Below are 16,689 nucleotides of genomic sequence, written 5' to 3' on the forward strand. Positions count from 1 at the left end.
GCTTCTGTCCCGCTCAATCGTCGGTGGGCGCGCCGGGTCCGACGGTTGGGCTGTCAGCCGTGCCGTCGTCGCCGGACCGCCCGGTACGGCCGGCCACGTGATCCAGCGCGGTCGGACTTCTGAACGTGAGCAGTCCGACGCCGACCAGCAACAGGAGGTCCAGATAGGAGCCCAAGAAGATCCCCGCGAACGAGGTCAGGATCGCGAGGTTCTGCTCCGAGAGGACGCCGACGATCGGCAGAACGGCCCAGATCAACACCGAGATGTTTCGGAGTTTGCCGTAGAGGAGTCGTCGTTCGCCGCTGACCTCATGGGTCGCACGCGAGACGGGACCGACGAGCAACGCGACGGTGGCGACGATGCAGACGAACACCAGTACCGACGCGATCGTCGCTGCCCCGCCCGAGAGGTTCCAACTGGCGAGGACGCTGGCAGGCAGGCCGTAGACCACGAGGATCAACAGCCCCGTCATCTCGGTACTCGCGCCCGCGACGCGACCGATGAGCCACGCGACGGGGCCGTACGCGACGAAGTAGCCGAGGAATCGTGCGTGGGGGTAGGCGACGCCGTCGGCCGTCGTCCGCGTCGGGATCTCGTTGGCCATGAGGGCGTTGGCGACCGCCATCGCGAAACAGGCGAGCGTAATCGCGAACCCGTAGCGTCGCCGCCGGGTGGGCTGTTGGAGCGTCCATCCGAGGAATCCGAACGTCGCGATCCCGAAACAGACCGCGAACGCCCAGTAGAGGTCGAGTCCGTCGATCATTCGCCCTCACCTCCGGCTGCCGGCCGTCCGACCGCAGGCGTCGACCCGTCGTCGACGGAGAAGACGTCGAGCGTCCGCGCCAGGTTTTCGGCCTGGCGATCGAGCGCGTTCGCGCGGTCGGAAACCTCGTCCGCCGTCGCCGCCGTCTCCTCCGCGGCGGCCGCGACGTCTTCGGCTTCGTCCGTCGTCTGGGCCGAGACCGTCGCCACGTCCTCGACGATGTCGGCGATCTCGGCCGCCGACTCGGCCTGCCGGGTCGCCGCGTCGTCGATCTCCTGGATCCCCGTGTTGACCTGTTCGACCCCGTCGGCGATCGTCTCGAGGTGCTCCTGGAGGTCCGCGATCGTCGTCGCCGTGTCGGTGATCCGATCCTCGAGGGCGTCGATCTCCGCCGCACTGGTGCCGGCACGTCGCTGGATCGACTGGAGGATCTCCTCGATCTCGGTGACGGCCTCCTGGGTCTCCTGTGAGAGTTGCTTGACCTCGTCGGCGACCGCGCCGAACCCTTCGTCGGCCCCCTCGGCGTCGGCGCGGGAGGCCTCGATGGCTGCGTTGACCGCAAGCATGTTCGTTCGGTGGGCGATCTCGTCGATGAGGGAGATCACCTCCTCGATCCGGGCGGCCTCCTCGTCGAGGGTCTCGATCGTCGTCACGAGGTCTCGCGTCGTGTCGACCGACGCCGCTATCTCCTCGCCGGCGGCGGCAGCGTCCTCGCGACCGCTCGCCGCGAGATCGGCGACGCGATCGGACCGCGCGGCGATGTCCGTCGTCGTCGACGCGACCTCCTCGGTCGTCGCCGAGAGGCCCTCGACTTCTGCACTGGCGTTCTCGAGCGCGCCGGTCTGGGTTCGCGACCCGTCTGAGATCTCCTGAACGCCGGCGGCGACCTCGTCGTTCGCCCGCTTGATCTCGGTGGCCGACTCCTGTAACTCGGTCGAGGAAACGTCGAGCGCCTCCGCGACCGTCTGCCCCTCCGCGACGATCCCCTCGAGTCGATCCACCATGTCGTTGAACGCCTCCGCGATGGCGACCATCGCCTCGTCGTCGGTTTCGGGCTCGAGTCGCCGCGTCAGGTCGCCGTCTGCACAGGCGTCCATCGCCGTCGAGAACCGGTCGGCTTCCGCGAGCAATCGATCGTTTCGTCGTTGAGTCTCCCGTTTGGCTTCACGAGCGCGTTCCCGCTCGCGGTCGAGATCCGACAGCGTCGCGTCGAGCGAATCGCGCATCTCGGCGACGGAATCGTAGAGTGTGCCGACCTCGTCGATCCGGTTCGACTCGAGGTCGACGTCGAACTCGCCGTCGCCGATTCGCTCGGTCTTCTCGCTCAACTGGCGGAGGGCAAGCGCAACGTTGCCGCCGATCCCGATGCCGACGAGCGCGAGGTGAACCACGAAGACGATCAACAGCACTGCCATCGCGGCGATCGCTCGGTCAGCGGTCGTTGCTTCGGGACTCTCGAGGACGTACCAGGCGAACAACAGCCCAACCGCGAGCGTGAGGACGACGACGACCGCGAGGAACGACGTCGTCTTGACGCTGTATCGACGCCGGACGAAATCGGGGGTGACGTGTTCGACGTTCATGGGGGCGTACTCGTCGTTCGGCGACCGATGCTATAGTGATTGCCATATGTCGAGTTGATTTATATATAACTCGTGTAGGAATAGAGTACAATATCGTAGTTATAAACGACAGTGCTGTAGATATATTATCCGATTCACATATATTTTTCTACCTGGTCTACAGAACGTCGCCCGATGACGGACCCAGCTACCGACATGTACCGCCACCGTGCCGATGCGCTCGCGACCGAGGCCGGATCCGGGCCGGAACTGCTCTGTGCCCACGGGTCGCTGATGGATCGAACGATGTACGCCCCGCAACTCGAGGCGCTGTCCGACGAGTACCGCGTCGCAGCGTACGACCTCAGGGCGCGCACCGAACGCGCGGGATCACCGTACGACCTCTGGGACCTCGCGGGAGACTGTCGGGCAGTCATCGACGGTCTCGGAATGGACCAACCCGTCCTCGCGGGAATGTCCATGGGCGGGTTCACGGCGCTGCGCGTCGCGCTCGAGTATCCGGACGCGATCTCCGGTCTCGTGCTCATCGACGCCATCTCCCAGCCCCATCCCGAGGACGACGTCGAACTCTACCAGGGGATGATCGATTCGATCCGCGACGAAACGCAGGTGCCGGAGAACACGGCCCGAACGTCCTCCCACTTCCTGTTCGGCGAGACGACGCGCGAAGAGCGTCCGGAACTCGTCGAATCGTGGATCGACCGCTGGACTACCTATCCCGGCGAGGCCGTCTACCACGAGATCAGTTCGTGGCTCGACCGCGAGGACGTCACCGACCGCCTCCACGAGGTCGACGTGCCGGCGCTGGTGATCCACGGCGAGGAGGACGCCTCGCTCGACGTCGAACAGACCGACCCGATGGTCGAGGCGCTCGACGCCCGTCGCGAGGTGATCCCCGAGGCCGGCCACTCCTCGAACGTCGAACGCCCGGAACCGGTCAACGCGGCGATCCGGGAGTTCCTCGAGTCCGTCTACGCGTAACCGGCGCGGCGTCGGTTTCAGTGGCGTCGACAGCGGTACCGCTGGCGATCGTCACTGCTAGTCACACCCGAGAACCCACGCGGTCGTCTGTCCCGGGCGACGAAGTCTTCGGCCTCTTCTCGTACGTGACCTGAGCGTCCACTATCCGATGGCGAGTACGTCGCCAGAGCAGGTACGACTCGAGGTCTGCATCCGCGGAATCGGACTCGAGTCGTTTTACTTTCACTCTGGTTGGCTCGTGTTTATTTCAATTAGAAGTTGCAGTATGGAATGTCCGACCTGCGGCAAAGCGTTAACTACCGAACGGGGAATGCGCCAGCACCACACGAAAGTCCACGGAGATCCGCTGCCAAACCGGACGTGCAAGGGGTGTGAGTCGGAGTTTTACGATCCGAAAGCGCGCCGAGACTACTGCGACGACTGTAACCCGAACGGCGGAGCGCACAACGGGAACTGGAAGGGAGCGAAAGAGACGACCGAGTGCAAACTGTGCGACTCATCGTTCGAGTACCATCCCTCGGACAAGCCAGGGGTGTACTGTCCGGACTGCGTCGAAGCCGCGCCCGGGTTACTCCCCGAGTCGTATCCGGAACGAGGGGAACGAGTACGCGTACCGTGTCTAAACTGTCAAAGCGAACTCGAGGTCCGCCCGAAGCGCCTCGAAAATCGGGATCGAGGCTGCTTCTGCACGCTCGAGTGTTACGGCGAGTGGCTCTCCGAGAACGTCGTCGGTCCCGACCACCATCAGTGGGAGGGCGGGCCGATCGAGTACGGGCGATCCTGGTGGCGGATCCGGCGGCGAGCGCTCGAGCGGGACGGGTACGAGTGTCTGCACTGTGGCGGCGAGCCCGACGAACTCGGGCGAAATCCGGACGTCCACCACGTCCGGCCGGTTCGGTCCTTCGATCGACCGGAGGAGGCCCACACGATGGATAACGTGGTAACGCTGTGTCGAAGCTGTCATCGCCTCGCGGAGGAGGGGACGATCGATGTATCGATCGAGAACGAAAAGTAACACTATTGTGTGACGGCGGCTTACCTCGCCACCGACGGCGAGTCGCAGTCCCGTGGTGGTGAGCAGTTCCGACGGAACTGCGAGGACGCGGGACGACGTACTCAGCGAGAAGTCCCGTGGTGTAGTGGCCAATCATCTGGGCCTTTGGACGGATTCGGTTCCGGCCGATTCGGAAGAGAGCCCAGGACGGCGGTTCGAATCCGCCCGGGACTATATCAATTTTCTTTCATATTCTCCACACTCTCCGTGCGATCCGCGAGAGTCTATACGCGAACCCCCTCGGTCGCCGTTCGGCGACGGAGTCTCGAGAGCACCAGCCGGGCGACCCGTGGCGTAAATCGCGACCGATCACGACGGTCGCCTCTCCTCGAGCCTGGCTACGATTCACAGCACCGATAAACGATTTTGAAACGTCACGAAAGGTGAGAAACCGCCGTCCACGAACGACCGGTTATTTGAGACGAATCGACGTACCCGAAGTCGATGACGGACGCCCGAACCGAACCCCCCGCGATCGATTACAGAACGGTACACTCGATCGGAAAGCTCCTCCTGACGACGCTGTCGTTGCTGTTTCTGCTATCGCTGGTGTCGTTGCTCCCCGGCGTGGATCGGCTGATCCCGGGTACGCCGGTGACGTTCGTCGCGGTCGTCAGTGCCATCGTGACCGTCGCCGTCGTGGCCCTCCTGCTGTATCTGGCCCCGGCGCTCGCGCGACTCGTGCGGAAGACGCTGACGGGACCCGACCGGGTCGTCGACGACGTCGCGTCGATCGTCCAGCTATCGGTCGTCTTCGTGGCGGTCCTCGTCGCCCATCGCGGCCTCGAGCCGGCTATCACCCCGTTGCTCGAGGGGCTGGCGTGGATGTACGACGTGGTCTTCCTCGCCGTCGCGTTGCCCCCGCTCGCGATCCTTGCGGCACGACTGTACGTCTCGCTGGACCCGATGGCGGAGTTACTGGCCGACCGCCTCTCGGGCGAAGCGCCAGAGGGCGACGGGACCGACGGCTGAGGCGCGGACTGGCACCCCCACTCGAAACGACTGTCGGTAACGACGGATTACCGAGGACACGGGACACGACCCAGTCGGTGATTGGACCGCTGTAACGAACCTTTTGATTGATTCACACGTTCGGATAGGAGCGGACCGTCAGCAACTACTGGCACCGTTTTCGGCAGTTCGGCTGGAACGGTCGTCGCGCTTTTTCACCGGTAGCGGCGTAGCCTCGAGCGGTGAGACAGCGTGAGCGAACCGACGAGCGATCCTGGCGAGACGAGAACCCGTGAACAGGGCGAACCGAACGGACAGCTGTGGCTCAGCGGTATCGTCTCGGTGATCGGCCTGTGGATCACGGTCTCGCCGTTCGTCTACGAAACCGCCGCGACGATCGAGTGGAACAACTGGATCGTCGGCGCGGCCATCTTCCTGCTGGCAGGGTACAACTTCTACCGGATCTACACGGCCCACCCGACGAGCGCCGGGGTGATGTCCCTGGTGGCCTTGCTCGGTCTGTGGGCCATCGTCGCGCCGTTCGCGATCGACGGCCAGTTCGCGATCGATGGACTCGAGGCTGCGGCCCAGGGACTCGTCTGGAGTAATATCGTCTCCGGCCTCCTGAGCGCGCTCCTGGCGGCCTACGTCACCTACGCGGCCGGCAGCGAGGTGCGGACCGGAGCGCCCACCGGAACCCGGTAACGGTCATAGCGGGGTTCCACTCACGACGGCTCTCCGTCACCGGGAACGTCCTCCGGCGGTCCTCCCTCACCGGGAACGTCCTCGGGTGGTCCCGTATCGTCGGGTCCGACGGGGACGCCACCATCCGAATCGCCGAATACCTCTGGGAGATCGACTCCGTCCGAGGTCACGTCGTCGAGGAACGAATCGTCCGGGCCGACGTCGTCGAAGAACGAGTCGTCGACCGACGGACCGTCGGGATCGACGTCGTCCGGCATCGTCGGAAGATCCACCTCGTCCGGACCGGTCGGAACCTCGACGTCGGGACCGAACGGCAGGTCGATGGTGGGTGCTCCGTCCTCGTTACCCGGGCCGTCGGTCGGCCCCTCGGCGTCCTCCGCGTCGTCCGCTTCTCCCGACGGACGATCGTCGTCGGCATCTGACGAGTCGAGACCGTCTCCCTGCTCGTCGCCGCTGTCACCGGGTTCCTCGTCGGAACCGACGCCGAGGTCGTCGCCGTCCTCGAGCGACTCTTCCTCGGAGGACTCCGCCCCGTCGACGTCGCCGGACGGCCCGGGGCCGCCGTCGAAGACGCCGGGCATCACGACGACCGCGAGCAGACTGAAGGTGAGGAAGACGGCGACGACGGTCACGAACAGGGCGAGCAGCGACGTCTCGGACGCGCTCGAGCGGGTGGGCATCGCCAGGAGAGACGGTCCAGCGGGCCTTCGTTAACCGTCGCCCACAGCCGATACTGAGCCGCGAGCGCTCGAGGCGTCGACGTGTTCGGTCACGTTAAACCGACGCCGCGTCCGCCGTCGATCTCGCAATCGCGCCTCGAACCCGGGCGAACAATGATATAGCCGGCACGCCCACTGTCGGGCAACGGAGTACCCGAGACCCAATGACGAGTCACTACGACCACGCCCAGGTACAGGAGTTCTGGCAGTACGTGTGGGAACGCGACGAGGTCTACCGCCTCGACGACGCCGCCGACCCGACGTACGTCCTCGGGATGTTTCCCTACACCTCCGGGACGCTCCACATGGGCCACGTCCGGAACTACGCGATCACGGACGCCTACGCCCGATACCGGCGAATGCAGGGTGACGACGTCCTCCACCCGATGGGGTGGGACGCGTTCGGCCTGCCGGCGGAGAACGCCGCCCACGAACGGGCGACAGACCCCGAATCCTGGACCCAGGCCTGTATCCGGCGGATGCGGGAGGAACTCGAGACGATGGGCTTCGGGTACGACTGGTCCCGCGAGATCACCACCTGCGAACCTAACTACTACCGATGGAATCAGTGGCTGTTCAAACGACTCTACGAGGCGGGTCTCGTCGAGTACGACGCCGCCTCCGTCAACTGGTGTCCGGACTGCGAGACGGTGCTCGCGGACGCGCAGGTCGACGAACGCGAGGTCGAGCGGAGTGAGACCTCGAAGGCAGCGACCGGCGAGACCGCAAGCCGCGTCTGCTGGCGCTGCGAGACGCCCGTCGGTCGGCGGGAACTCGACCAGTGGTTCTTCACGATCACCGACTACGCTGAGGAACTCCACGAGGGTCTCGAGGAACTCGAGGAGTGGCCCGACGGCGTCCGGGAGATCCAGCGCAACTGGATCGGCCGGCAGGAGGGAGCGAACGTCGCGTTCGAGATCGAGGGCCGCGAACCGGTCGAGGTCTTCAGCACCCGCCCGGAGACGATCTACGGCGCGACCTACCTCGCGGTCTCGCCCGGGCACGACCTGGCGGGCGAACTCGCCGATTCGGACGAGGACGTGCGGGAGTACGTCGAGACCGTCCGGGAACTGCCGCCGGACGAGGTCGGCTTCTCGGGCGTCGAAACCGACGCGACGGCGATCCATCCCCTGACCGGCGAGGAACTACCGGTGTACGTCGCCGGCTACGTCCTCGAGGACGTCGGAACGGGCGCGGTGATGGGCGTGCCGGCCCACAACGAGCGCGATCACGCGTTCGCCAGCGAACACGACCTGCCGATCGAGACCGTCGTCGTTCCGAAGGACGACCCCCGCGAGATCGACGTCGCGGACGAACCGTACACCGGGGAAGGGATGCTCGACGGCGGCGGCGAGTACGACGGCCTCGAGACCGAGACGGCCCGCGAGCAGTTGCTCGAGGAGGTCGCCGCCATCGAGGGGGACGTCACCTACCGCCTGCGGGACTGGCTGATCTCCCGGCAGCGCTACTGGGGGACGCCGATCCCGATCGTCCACTGCGAGGAGTGTGGTCACGTGCCCGTCCCCGACGAGGAGTTGCCGATCGAACTGCCGGAGTTCGTCCGGACCACGGGGAATCCGCTCGAGGAACACGAGTCGTTCCGCCACACCGAGTGTCCGGACTGCGGCCGGCCAGCCGAGCGCGAGACCGACACGATGGACACGTTCGTCGACTCCTCGTGGTACTTCCTGCGCTTTCTCTCGCCCGACCTCGAGGAGGCCCCGTTCGACGCCGACCGTGCGAACGAGTGGCTGCCGATCGACGTCTACGTCGGCGGCGAGGAACACGCCGTACTCCACCTGCTGTACATCCGCTTTATGACGCGGGCGCTGGCCGACCTCGGCCTGCTCGAGGTGCGCGAACCCGTACAGCGACTGCTCAGCCAGGGGACGGTGCTGTACGACGGCGAGAAGATGTCCACCTCGAAGGGGAACGTCGTCGATCCGCTGGAGTACGGTGCGGAGACGACGCGGCTGTTCGTCCTCTCGGCGGCCCACCCCGAACAGGACTTCGAGTGGACGGCGAACAACGTCCGCGGTGCCTACGACCTCCAGCAGACGCTGTACGGGATGGCGACCGACTTCGTCGACGAGGGCGACGCTCGAGTCGAGCGCGAGCCACACGACGAGTACGTCGCCCGCGAGATCGATCGCACCATCGCGGCAGTCACCGACGAGTACGAGCGGTTCCGGTTCCACCGGGCGGCGACCGAGATACGGGAACTCGCCCGCCTGCTCCGGCGGTATCGCGAGTACGACCGCCCCCACGGCGAGATCTACCGGCGCGGCCTGTTGACCCTCGCGGCGCTGATCGCGCCGATGGCCCCCCACCTCGCCGAGGAGTGCTGGAACAAACTCCGGGGCGAGGGACTGGTCGTCCAGGCGGAGTGGCCCGAACCCGAACACGACGTCGAGGAGTACGCCCTCGAGCGCCGATTCGTCGACCGGACCCTCGAGGACGTTCGCGACATCGTCGACGTGGCCGACATCGACGCACCGGAACGGATCGAACTGGTCGTCGCCCCAGACTGGACGTACCGGGTGGCTGACGTGGCCGCGGACCGGGACGAGGGTGCGACCATCGACGCCGACGCGCTCCTCGAGCGTGCGCGGGAGGGCGACCTCGACGCCCCCGACGATGAGGCACTCGAGCGCTACGTCGCTGATCTGGTCTCGCGGACGAACCAACACGGGTTCGATGGGTGCCTCGACCCCGAGACGGAACGACGCCTCCTCGAAACGGCGACGTGGCTCGTCGTCGACGAGTTCGACACCGACGTCGTGGTCCGACAGGCAGACGACGACCCGGGAAAGGCACGTCCGGGGAAACCGGCCATCAGGATCGATTGAGGGCCCTCCGTCTCACGCGGGAGTCGACCCGCGGGGGGACCGTCGAGCTATCCGTCACGAAAAATATCTTGTAACTAGTACGAACGCGACCTCGCGTATCGACCGATTCGAGTCGACCCGGCAGAACCGGCGGCTGTTGGCACCGTTCGGTAACCTTCGATATCGAAGGTAATCGGAGCGTTCCTATCAGGTTCTCGATTTAGAAGGACAGTTTTATTCGACCGGATTCGAAACGGAGGGATACGATGGAGGGTGGTGACCGCGTCGACGAGACGATACCGACCCCACCGAGTCGCGCAGTTATCGAAGCCGTTGCCGACGCGGAGGGGGTTTCGCCCGCAGAGCTGTGTCCCCCTGCGTACGATCCGTTACACGAAGCGATCGATCCGGACGCTCTCGACGCCCTCTTCGAGGACCGCGCCGACGGCGCTCCACGGTCGACCGGCAGCGTCTCCTTTCCGTACTGTGGCTACCTCGTGACGGTCGAGGAGGACGGCTCGGTGACCCTCGAGCCCCTCGAGTCGACCGACGACGAGTAACGGACCTTCCTCTCCCGCGTGGTACGGGAGTCGAATGACAAGACAAATGGCGGGGCTGTGCGAACGATCGACAATGGCAACTGTCTCGGCGAGACGACGGCTACGGGAGCGACCCCTGCGGCTGACGATCCTGTTGACCGTCGCCGGCTACGCGCTCGTCATCGGGACGTTCGTGCTGGACGTGCCGATCTACCCCGACCTCACCAACGCGCAGGTGAACGCCTTGACCCACGCGATCGCGGTCATCAACGCGGTGACGACCGTGGCCCTCGTCCTCGGCTGGTACTGGATCCGCAAAGGCGAGGTCCGCAAACACCGGGCGGCGATGCTCACCGCCTTCGCGACGATCCTCCTCTTTTTGGTCGTCTACCTGATCCGGGTCGGCGGCGGCGGGACGAAGGAGTTCGTCGGCTCTACCATGATCCGCAACGCGTACCTCCTCATGCTGGCGATCCACATCGTGCTCTCGATCGTCGCCGTGCCGGTCGTCCTCTACGCGCTGATCCTCGGCCTCACCCACACGCCGACGGAGTTGCGCGACACCGCCCACGCCCGGGTCGGTCGCATCGCCGCCGCCTCGTGGATCGTGAGCCTCGTGCTCGGGATCGTCACCTACGTGATGCTCAACCACGTCTACGAGTACCGGTTCACGATGCTCCTCCCGCCGCTGTAAGCGGGAACTACCGGCGAACCGGTACGAACGAGAAGCCGATTTTCCCGGATCCGTTCGACGAACGTCGCTCAGTCGGTCCGCGGAATCGACCGCGCACCCAGCGCGAACGCGAGGACGGCGACCGCCGCGAGGATCGCCAGGTTCGCCAGCGCGGGATCGAATCCGGCCACAGCAGGGACCTCCGCCCCGGGATAGGACGCCGCGCGCACGCCGCGGGCGAAGTACGTCAGCGGCGAGACGTTCACAAGCGGTTCGAACCAGCCGGGGAGTTGCTCGAGGGTGATGAACGTCTCCGAGAGGAACAACAGCGGCAGCGCCAGCGCGTTGCTGGCGGCGATCGCCCCGTCCTGGGAGTCCGTGTAACTGCCGAGCATCGCGCCGATGCCGCAGAAGCAGACGACGCCGACCAGCACGTACGGCACCAGTAGCGGCGAGAAGGCGATCTCCGCTCCGGTGAGGACGATCACGAGCGCGAGGATGAGCACGCACGCCAGCCCGATGATGGCGGCGTTGACGACCGTCTGGGCGAGCAGCCACTCGCCTCGGGATTGGGGCGTCGTCGCCAGTTTCTCGAACCGGTTGCCCTCACGGTGGCGCGCCACCTCGCTTCCCATCCGCGAGAACGGGGTAAAGAGCACCACCACCGCGAGATATCCCGGCACGTAGTAGGCGGCCGGTTCCGCGAACAGCCCACCGCCGCCGGGATCGGTCCGGACGAGCGCCCCGAAGATGACGATCAGGATCACCGGGAAGAAGAACGTGAAGAAGACTGCCGTCCGGCGACGGACGAACGATCGCCAGCCGGCGTCGACCTCAGCCCGGACGCGTCCGAGTCGGGTCACGACGTCTCACCCGCACGTGCGGTCCCGGTGGGTTCCTCGGCGTCCGCATCCCCCGACTTCGCGCCGCCCTCGGTCCGTTCGCGCTCCGTCTCGTCCGCGAGTTCGAGGTAGACGTCCTCGAGGTCGGGTTCGCTCCAGGAGAGCCCGGTGTACGCGATCCCCTCCCGCTCGAGGTAGTCGACGACGGTCCCGATCGCGGCCGGATCGACGTCGTGGACGACGAGCTCGGCGTCGCCGCTCGAGACGCGATCCGCAGACCGGTCCCGATCGACGCGCTCGACGTCGTACTCGAGCTCCGCGAAATCCTCGGGCCGAGCGTCGGTCTCGATCGCGAGCCGACTCGAGCCGCCGTAGGTGGCGACGAGGTCCTCGGGACTGCCCTGCGCGACGAGCGAGCCGTCGGCAAGCAGGCCGACGCGGTCGGCCAGCCGTTCGGCTTCGGCCATGTCGTGGGTGGTGAGAACGACGGTCGTGCCGCCGGCGGCGAGGTCCTCGATCAGCCGCCAGACCGTCCGTCGGCCGGCGGGATCGATGCCCGTCGTCGGCTCGTCGAGAAAGAGCACGTCCGGGTCGTTCACCAGCGTCGACCCGACGCAGACCCGGCGCTGCTGGCCACCGGAGAGGTTCTCGTACCAGGTGTCGGCGGCGTCGACGACGCCGACGTCCGCGAGGACGGTCTCTGGGTCGCGGGCGTCGTCGTACAGCCCCGCGTAGTACGCGAGCAGTTCGCGGGCGGTCAGCCGGTCCGGCGGCGAGAACGCCTGCGGGAGCACCCCCAGTCGGTCCCGATCGACGTCGGTCGGCGACGCGCCCAGCACGCGGGCCGTGCCAGAATCGGGATCGGTCGTCCCCGTCAGCGCACGGACGAGCGTCGTCTTGCCCGCGCCGTTGGGGCCGATGAGGGCGAACACCTCGCCCCGCTCGACCGCGAGGGTGGCCCCCGCCAGCGCGACCGTCTCGCCGTAGCGCTTCTCGAGCGCCGTCGCCTCGACTACGGCTTCCATGCGGGAGCGTTCCCACCCATCGCGGGTAAGGCGTTCGATTCCCGACCCGTTGCCTGCGCAGGTCCAATCGTTACCCACCCGTTCGTGGTAGCGAAGCCGGATGCCACAGCTCGGATACACCCTCTCTAGCGAGGAACACGGCCCGCAACGACTCGTCGAGATCGCCGAACGCGCCGAGAACGCCGGCTTCGACTTCCTCTCGATCTCGGATCACTTCCACCCCTGGGTCTCCGCACAGGGGGAGTCGCCGTTCGTCTGGTCGACGCTCGGCGCGATCGCGAACGCGACGGACGAGATCGAGGTCGGCGTCGGGGTCACCTGCCCCATCATTCGGATCCACCCGGTCAACGTCGCCCACGCCGTCGCCACGGTGGACGAACTGTTCGGCGACCGGTTCACCTTCGGCGTCGGGACGGGGGAGAACCTGAACGAACACGTCACCGGTCAGCGGTGGCCGGAACACGACGTCCGCCTCGAGATGTTAGACGAGGCGATGGCGGTCATGCGCAAGCTCTGGACGGGCGAGACGGTCAGCCACCACGGCGAGCACTACACGGTCGAGAACGCGCGGCTGTACACCTGTCCGGAGGAACAGCCGACGACGATCGCGAGCGCGTTCGGCCCGCAGACGGCCGAGTGGGTGGCCGACAACGCCGACGGGCTGTGGTGTTCAGGCCCGAAGGAAGGCCCCGTCGAGGCCTACGAGGACGCCGGCGGCGACGGCCCGACCTACACGCAGTTACACGGCTGTTACGCCGAGAGCGAGGAGGAGGCCGTCGAGACGGTCTACGAGTACTGGCCGAACGGCTCGATTCCGGGCGAACTCGGGCAGGAACTGCCGACGCCCGCCCACTTCAAGCAGGCCGCACAGCTGGTCGAGAAGGCAGACATCGCCGAAGCCGGGACCACCACCAGTCCGGATCCGCAGGCCCACGTCGACAGCATCGAGCAGGCGATCGACGCCGGCTACGATCACGTCTACTTCCACCAGATCGGTCCCGATCAGGAGGCCGCGATCGAGTTCTACGAGACGGAAGTGTTACCCTCGTTCCAGTGAGACTGGCTCCAGCACGGGGATTCCCGCCACCTCCGGCGCCCTGCGCCTGCAAACGCGACACAGTTAGGAAGTAGGTTCAGGATGCATCCGACCGTGGAGGTACCTGATGCGTCGCATACTGAACCCCCACACGAACACGCTGCACAGGGCGATCGACGACGCCGACTCACTCCGAACACCATGTGGGTCCCTCCGTCACGTAACGCGGGGGGAAGCGCGAGCCGTCTCCGAAAGCGAACTCGAAACGTTCGAGTCGGTCGATCGCTGCGGGAACTGCTTCGAAGGTAGCGGCGGCTACTGAACGGCGACCGGGAGCGAAGCCGACGAGACGCCGGATCGGCCCGTTTCTGCCCCGGCAGCCGACGACGAAACGACTACCGCGACCCGGGGAAGGACTGTCGCTGATACGAATAGTTAAGACAGTTCTCCTGCGATACATGTCGATAATGAGACGGACACAGGTTGCGGTAGCGGCAGTGGTGGGAATGCTGTTGCTGGCTGGGTGTATGGACGTCACGATGAGGACCACGGTCGGTGCCGACGGCGACATCGAATCCATCGACACCAAGCTCGAACTCGACGAACTCGTCTACCAGATGATGGAACAACAGGCACAGATGGAAGGGTACAGCTCTCTCGAGGCGATGCTCCAGGAAGACACTGACGAGGACGTTCGGGACGACGCCGTCGGGGACGTCTCGGTGTTGACCGTTCCCCACGAGCACACGATCGTCATGTCGATGACCGACGTCGACGTCGACGAGATGGACGGGATCAATGTCACCGTCGAGAACGACACGGTCATCTACGAAGAGGAAGGCACCGGGAGCCAGCCCTTCGACGAGGAAGACATCTGGGACGACGGCGGTTGGGGCGAGGAGACGAGCCAGAGCCCCGAGTTCTCGACGCTGTCGACGGGCCAGGAGACCGCTGATCGCACGAACGAGTCCGACGACGGTTTCGGTGACAGTGAGAACGGATTCGGGGGCAACGAGGATGGCTTCGGTGACACCGAGGACGGTTTCGGCGACGGTGACGTGTTCCAGGACGATTCCGGCATCTACCAGGAGATGATGGAGGTGGAGTTCGAGTACACCGTCGTCATGCCCGGCGAGATTCAGGAGACGAACGCCGACGAGATCAACGAGGAGGAACGGACCGCGACCTGGACCGTGACCGTCGACGACGAGTCCGACGTCGAGGACGAGGTCGACACCTTCTACGTGGAGAGCTCGATCGACGAAGACGACGGTATCCCCGGGTTCGGCGGTGCCGCTGCGCTGGCGGCCCTGTTGACGGTAGCCGGACTCGGTTTCCGGACAGCCGTCACGGAGTAAGCGGGCCCCGCTCGCGTTTCGCTGGATTCATCGCGGTTTTGTCGGTGGACGACCAACGGTCCGTTGCAATGGAGTACGTGACACTCGGCAACACGGGTACGACCGTCTCGAGGCTCTGTTTCGGCACCTGGCGGTTCGCCAAGCGACACGGCGACACCGTCGAAACGGACCGCGAGGAAGCCCACGATCTGCTGGACACGGCGTGGGAGCAGGGCATCAACTTCATCGACACCGCCAACGTCTACGGCGATCCCAACGGCACCAGCGAGGAGTGGATCGGCGAGTGGCTCGCGGACCACGACCGCGAGGACTTCGTCGTCGCCTCGAAGGTCTACTTCCCCTTCGACGGCTGGGGCGAACCCGGCCCGAACGACTCCGGCCTCGGGCGCAAGCACATCCGCGCCCAGATCGAGGGGACGCTCGAGCGTCTCGGCACCGACTACCTCGATCTGTACTACATCCACCGCTGGGACGAGAACACGCCGATCGAGGAAACCATGCGGACGCTGACGGAACTCGTCGAGGAGGGGAAGGTCCACTACCTCGGCGCGTCGTCGATGGCCGCCTGGCAACTGACGAAGGCCCTGTGGACGAGCGACGTCGAGGGCCTCGAGCGGTTCGACGTCACCCAGCCGATGGTCAACGCGGTCCAGTACGACGAGGTGAGCGACTACCTCGACGTCTGTGCCGATCAGGACCTGGCAGTCTGTCCCTACTCGCCGCTCGCGGGCGGGTTCCTCACGGGCAAGTACGAGCGCACCGGGGACGGCGGCTTCGAAGCCCCCGACGGTTCGCGCGGGAGCCTCGACGAGATGTTCGACGAGTACTACGTCACCGAACGGGCCTGGGACGTCCTCGAGACCGTCGAATCGGTCGCCGAGGAGGTCGACGCGACGCCCGCGCAGGTGTCGTTGCGCTGGCTGATGGAACAGGACGAGTTCACCTGCGTCCCGATCGTCGGCGCGCGAACGCCCGCCCAACTCGAGGAGAACGTCGGGGCCGTCGAGATCGATCTCACGGACGAGCAGTTCGAGCGGATCGACGCGGCCCGAAGTTCCGACGACTGAGGGTCCGTTGGTTCAGGCCGATCGCGTGACGATCGGCGCGAAATCGTCCAGCGCGGGGCCACCCAGTACGTCGATCGTCGCGACGCCAGCCGCCGCGAGGAGTGCGAGGACGATCACGACCGTCACCCAGGCGATCGCCGCAATCGCGGCCGCGTCGCTCCAGTCGCCCGGGTATCGCCGCTTCACGAGCGCGACGTAGGTGACGAACAGCAGCACCTGTCCCAGCAGGGGCACCCAGCCGAACACGACGCCGCCGACGACCAGCACGACCGCGCCGATCAGGCCGGTGATCGCCGCGTTGACGTAATCATTCGAGTCGACGACGTACCGAGCGCCGAGATAGATCCCCAGGCCGCCGGTCAGCATGCTCACAGCGAGCGTGGTGAGTACGACCATCTCCAGCGTTAGCCGGTCGATCTCGAGGTGAGTGTCGCCTGCACGTGCGAGTAGCCGTTCCGAGACAGTCGTCATCGGATCACGATCGGCGAGCGTTCCACGCGATGCTGACCGGCATTGTCGGAGTTCTGTGTACCCCAACATCGACCGGCCGCTACACCAGGCTCAC

At 65.9% G+C, this 16,689-nt stretch carries 16 protein-coding genes and 1 tRNA gene; 11 read left to right on the forward strand and 6 right to left on the reverse strand.

Annotated features, from left to right (window positions below; genetic code table 11):
- Positions 1–13 precede the first annotated feature (13 nt).
- On the reverse strand, positions 14–763 hold the full coding sequence (locus TX79_RS03010) for a bacteriorhodopsin (protein WP_081655474.1): 750 nt from the start codon (positions 761–763) through the stop codon (positions 14–16).
- Positions 760–2,346: a methyl-accepting chemotaxis protein gene (locus TX79_RS03015; RefSeq protein WP_049925681.1), complete on the reverse strand. Its 1,587-nt coding sequence runs from the start codon at positions 2,344–2,346 to the stop codon at positions 760–762. Before TX79_RS03015 ends, TX79_RS03010 begins: the two co-directional genes overlap by 4 nt.
- Before the next feature lie 174 nt (positions 2,347–2,520).
- Between TX79_RS03015 and TX79_RS03020 the strand changes: the two genes are divergently transcribed.
- The 5 genes from TX79_RS03020 (at position 2,521) to TX79_RS03040 (ending at position 6,037) form a co-directional block, all read left to right on the forward strand.
- Complete coding sequence (locus tag TX79_RS03020) at positions 2,521–3,327, forward strand: alpha/beta fold hydrolase (protein WP_049925682.1); 807 nt, start codon at positions 2,521–2,523, stop codon at positions 3,325–3,327.
- Positions 3,328–3,592: 265 nt separating this feature from the next.
- Complete coding sequence (locus tag TX79_RS03025) at positions 3,593–4,342, forward strand: HNH endonuclease (protein ID WP_049925683.1); 750 nt, start codon at positions 3,593–3,595, stop codon at positions 4,340–4,342.
- Between the two features lie 110 nt (positions 4,343–4,452).
- Positions 4,453–4,555, forward strand: a tRNA-Gln gene (locus TX79_RS03030).
- 270 nt (positions 4,556–4,825) lie between these two features.
- Positions 4,826–5,353, forward strand: a complete 528-nt coding sequence (locus TX79_RS03035; RefSeq protein ID WP_049925684.1) for a hypothetical protein — start codon at positions 4,826–4,828, stop codon at positions 5,351–5,353.
- Between the two features lie 231 nt (positions 5,354–5,584).
- Entirely contained in the window at positions 5,585–6,037 is a 453-nt protein-coding gene (locus TX79_RS03040) for an SPW repeat protein (protein ID WP_049925685.1), read from the forward strand.
- A 20-nt stretch (positions 6,038–6,057) separates the two neighbouring features.
- On the opposite strand, the gene TX79_RS03045 is transcribed toward TX79_RS03040, so the two are convergent.
- Positions 6,058–6,717: a hypothetical protein gene (locus tag TX79_RS03045; protein ID WP_049925686.1), complete on the reverse strand. Its 660-nt coding sequence runs from the start codon at positions 6,715–6,717 to the stop codon at positions 6,058–6,060.
- 203 nt (positions 6,718–6,920) lie between these two features.
- Between TX79_RS03045 and leuS the strand changes: the two genes are divergently transcribed.
- The 3 genes from leuS (at position 6,921) to TX79_RS03060 (ending at position 10,817) form a co-directional block, all read left to right on the forward strand.
- Complete coding sequence (leuS, locus tag TX79_RS03050; RefSeq protein WP_049925687.1) at positions 6,921–9,605, forward strand: leucine--tRNA ligase; 2,685 nt, start codon at positions 6,921–6,923, stop codon at positions 9,603–9,605.
- A 245-nt stretch (positions 9,606–9,850) separates the two neighbouring features.
- Entirely contained in the window at positions 9,851–10,144 is a 294-nt protein-coding gene (locus TX79_RS03055) for a HalOD1 output domain-containing protein (protein WP_049925688.1), read from the forward strand.
- A gap of 73 nt (positions 10,145–10,217) precedes the next feature.
- Positions 10,218–10,817: a DUF420 domain-containing protein gene (locus TX79_RS03060; protein ID WP_049925689.1), complete on the forward strand. Its 600-nt coding sequence runs from the start codon at positions 10,218–10,220 to the stop codon at positions 10,815–10,817.
- 68 nt (positions 10,818–10,885) lie between these two features.
- Here the strand turns inward: TX79_RS03060 and TX79_RS03065 are convergent, their stop codons facing one another.
- Both TX79_RS03065 and TX79_RS03070 read right to left on the reverse strand, forming a co-directional pair.
- Positions 10,886–11,659, reverse strand: a complete 774-nt coding sequence (locus TX79_RS03065; RefSeq protein WP_049925690.1) for an ABC transporter permease — start codon at positions 11,657–11,659, stop codon at positions 10,886–10,888.
- Positions 11,656–12,663: an ABC transporter ATP-binding protein gene (locus TX79_RS03070; protein ID WP_049925691.1), complete on the reverse strand. Its 1,008-nt coding sequence runs from the start codon at positions 12,661–12,663 to the stop codon at positions 11,656–11,658. Before TX79_RS03070 ends, TX79_RS03065 begins: the two co-directional genes overlap by 4 nt.
- A 100-nt stretch (positions 12,664–12,763) precedes the next feature.
- On the opposite strand from TX79_RS03070, the gene TX79_RS03075 reads away from it, so the two are divergent.
- The 3 genes from TX79_RS03075 to TX79_RS03090 all read left to right on the forward strand — a co-directional run bounded on the left by TX79_RS03075 (position 12,764) and on the right by TX79_RS03090 (position 16,124).
- A complete protein-coding gene (locus tag TX79_RS03075) occupies positions 12,764–13,720 on the forward strand; it encodes a TIGR03557 family F420-dependent LLM class oxidoreductase (protein ID WP_049925692.1) in 957 nt (318 codons plus the stop codon).
- A gap of 446 nt (positions 13,721–14,166) precedes the next feature.
- Positions 14,167–15,057 (forward strand): hypothetical protein, encoded by an 891-nt coding sequence (locus TX79_RS03085; RefSeq protein ID WP_154660449.1) that lies wholly within the window; start codon positions 14,167–14,169, stop codon positions 15,055–15,057.
- 68 nt (positions 15,058–15,125) lie between these two features.
- A complete protein-coding gene (locus tag TX79_RS03090) occupies positions 15,126–16,124 on the forward strand; it encodes an aldo/keto reductase (RefSeq protein WP_049925695.1) in 999 nt (332 codons plus the stop codon).
- A 12-nt stretch (positions 16,125–16,136) separates the two neighbouring features.
- On the opposite strand, the gene TX79_RS03095 is transcribed toward TX79_RS03090, so the two are convergent.
- Positions 16,137–16,595, reverse strand: coding sequence for a hypothetical protein (locus tag TX79_RS03095; RefSeq protein ID WP_394324990.1), 459 nt, complete (start codon positions 16,593–16,595; stop codon positions 16,137–16,139).
- Positions 16,596–16,689 lie beyond the last annotated feature (94 nt).

Source organism: Halopiger goleimassiliensis, from assembly GCF_000455345.1.
Classification (GTDB): Archaea; Halobacteriota; Halobacteria; order Halobacteriales; family Natrialbaceae; genus Halopiger_A; species Halopiger_A goleimassiliensis.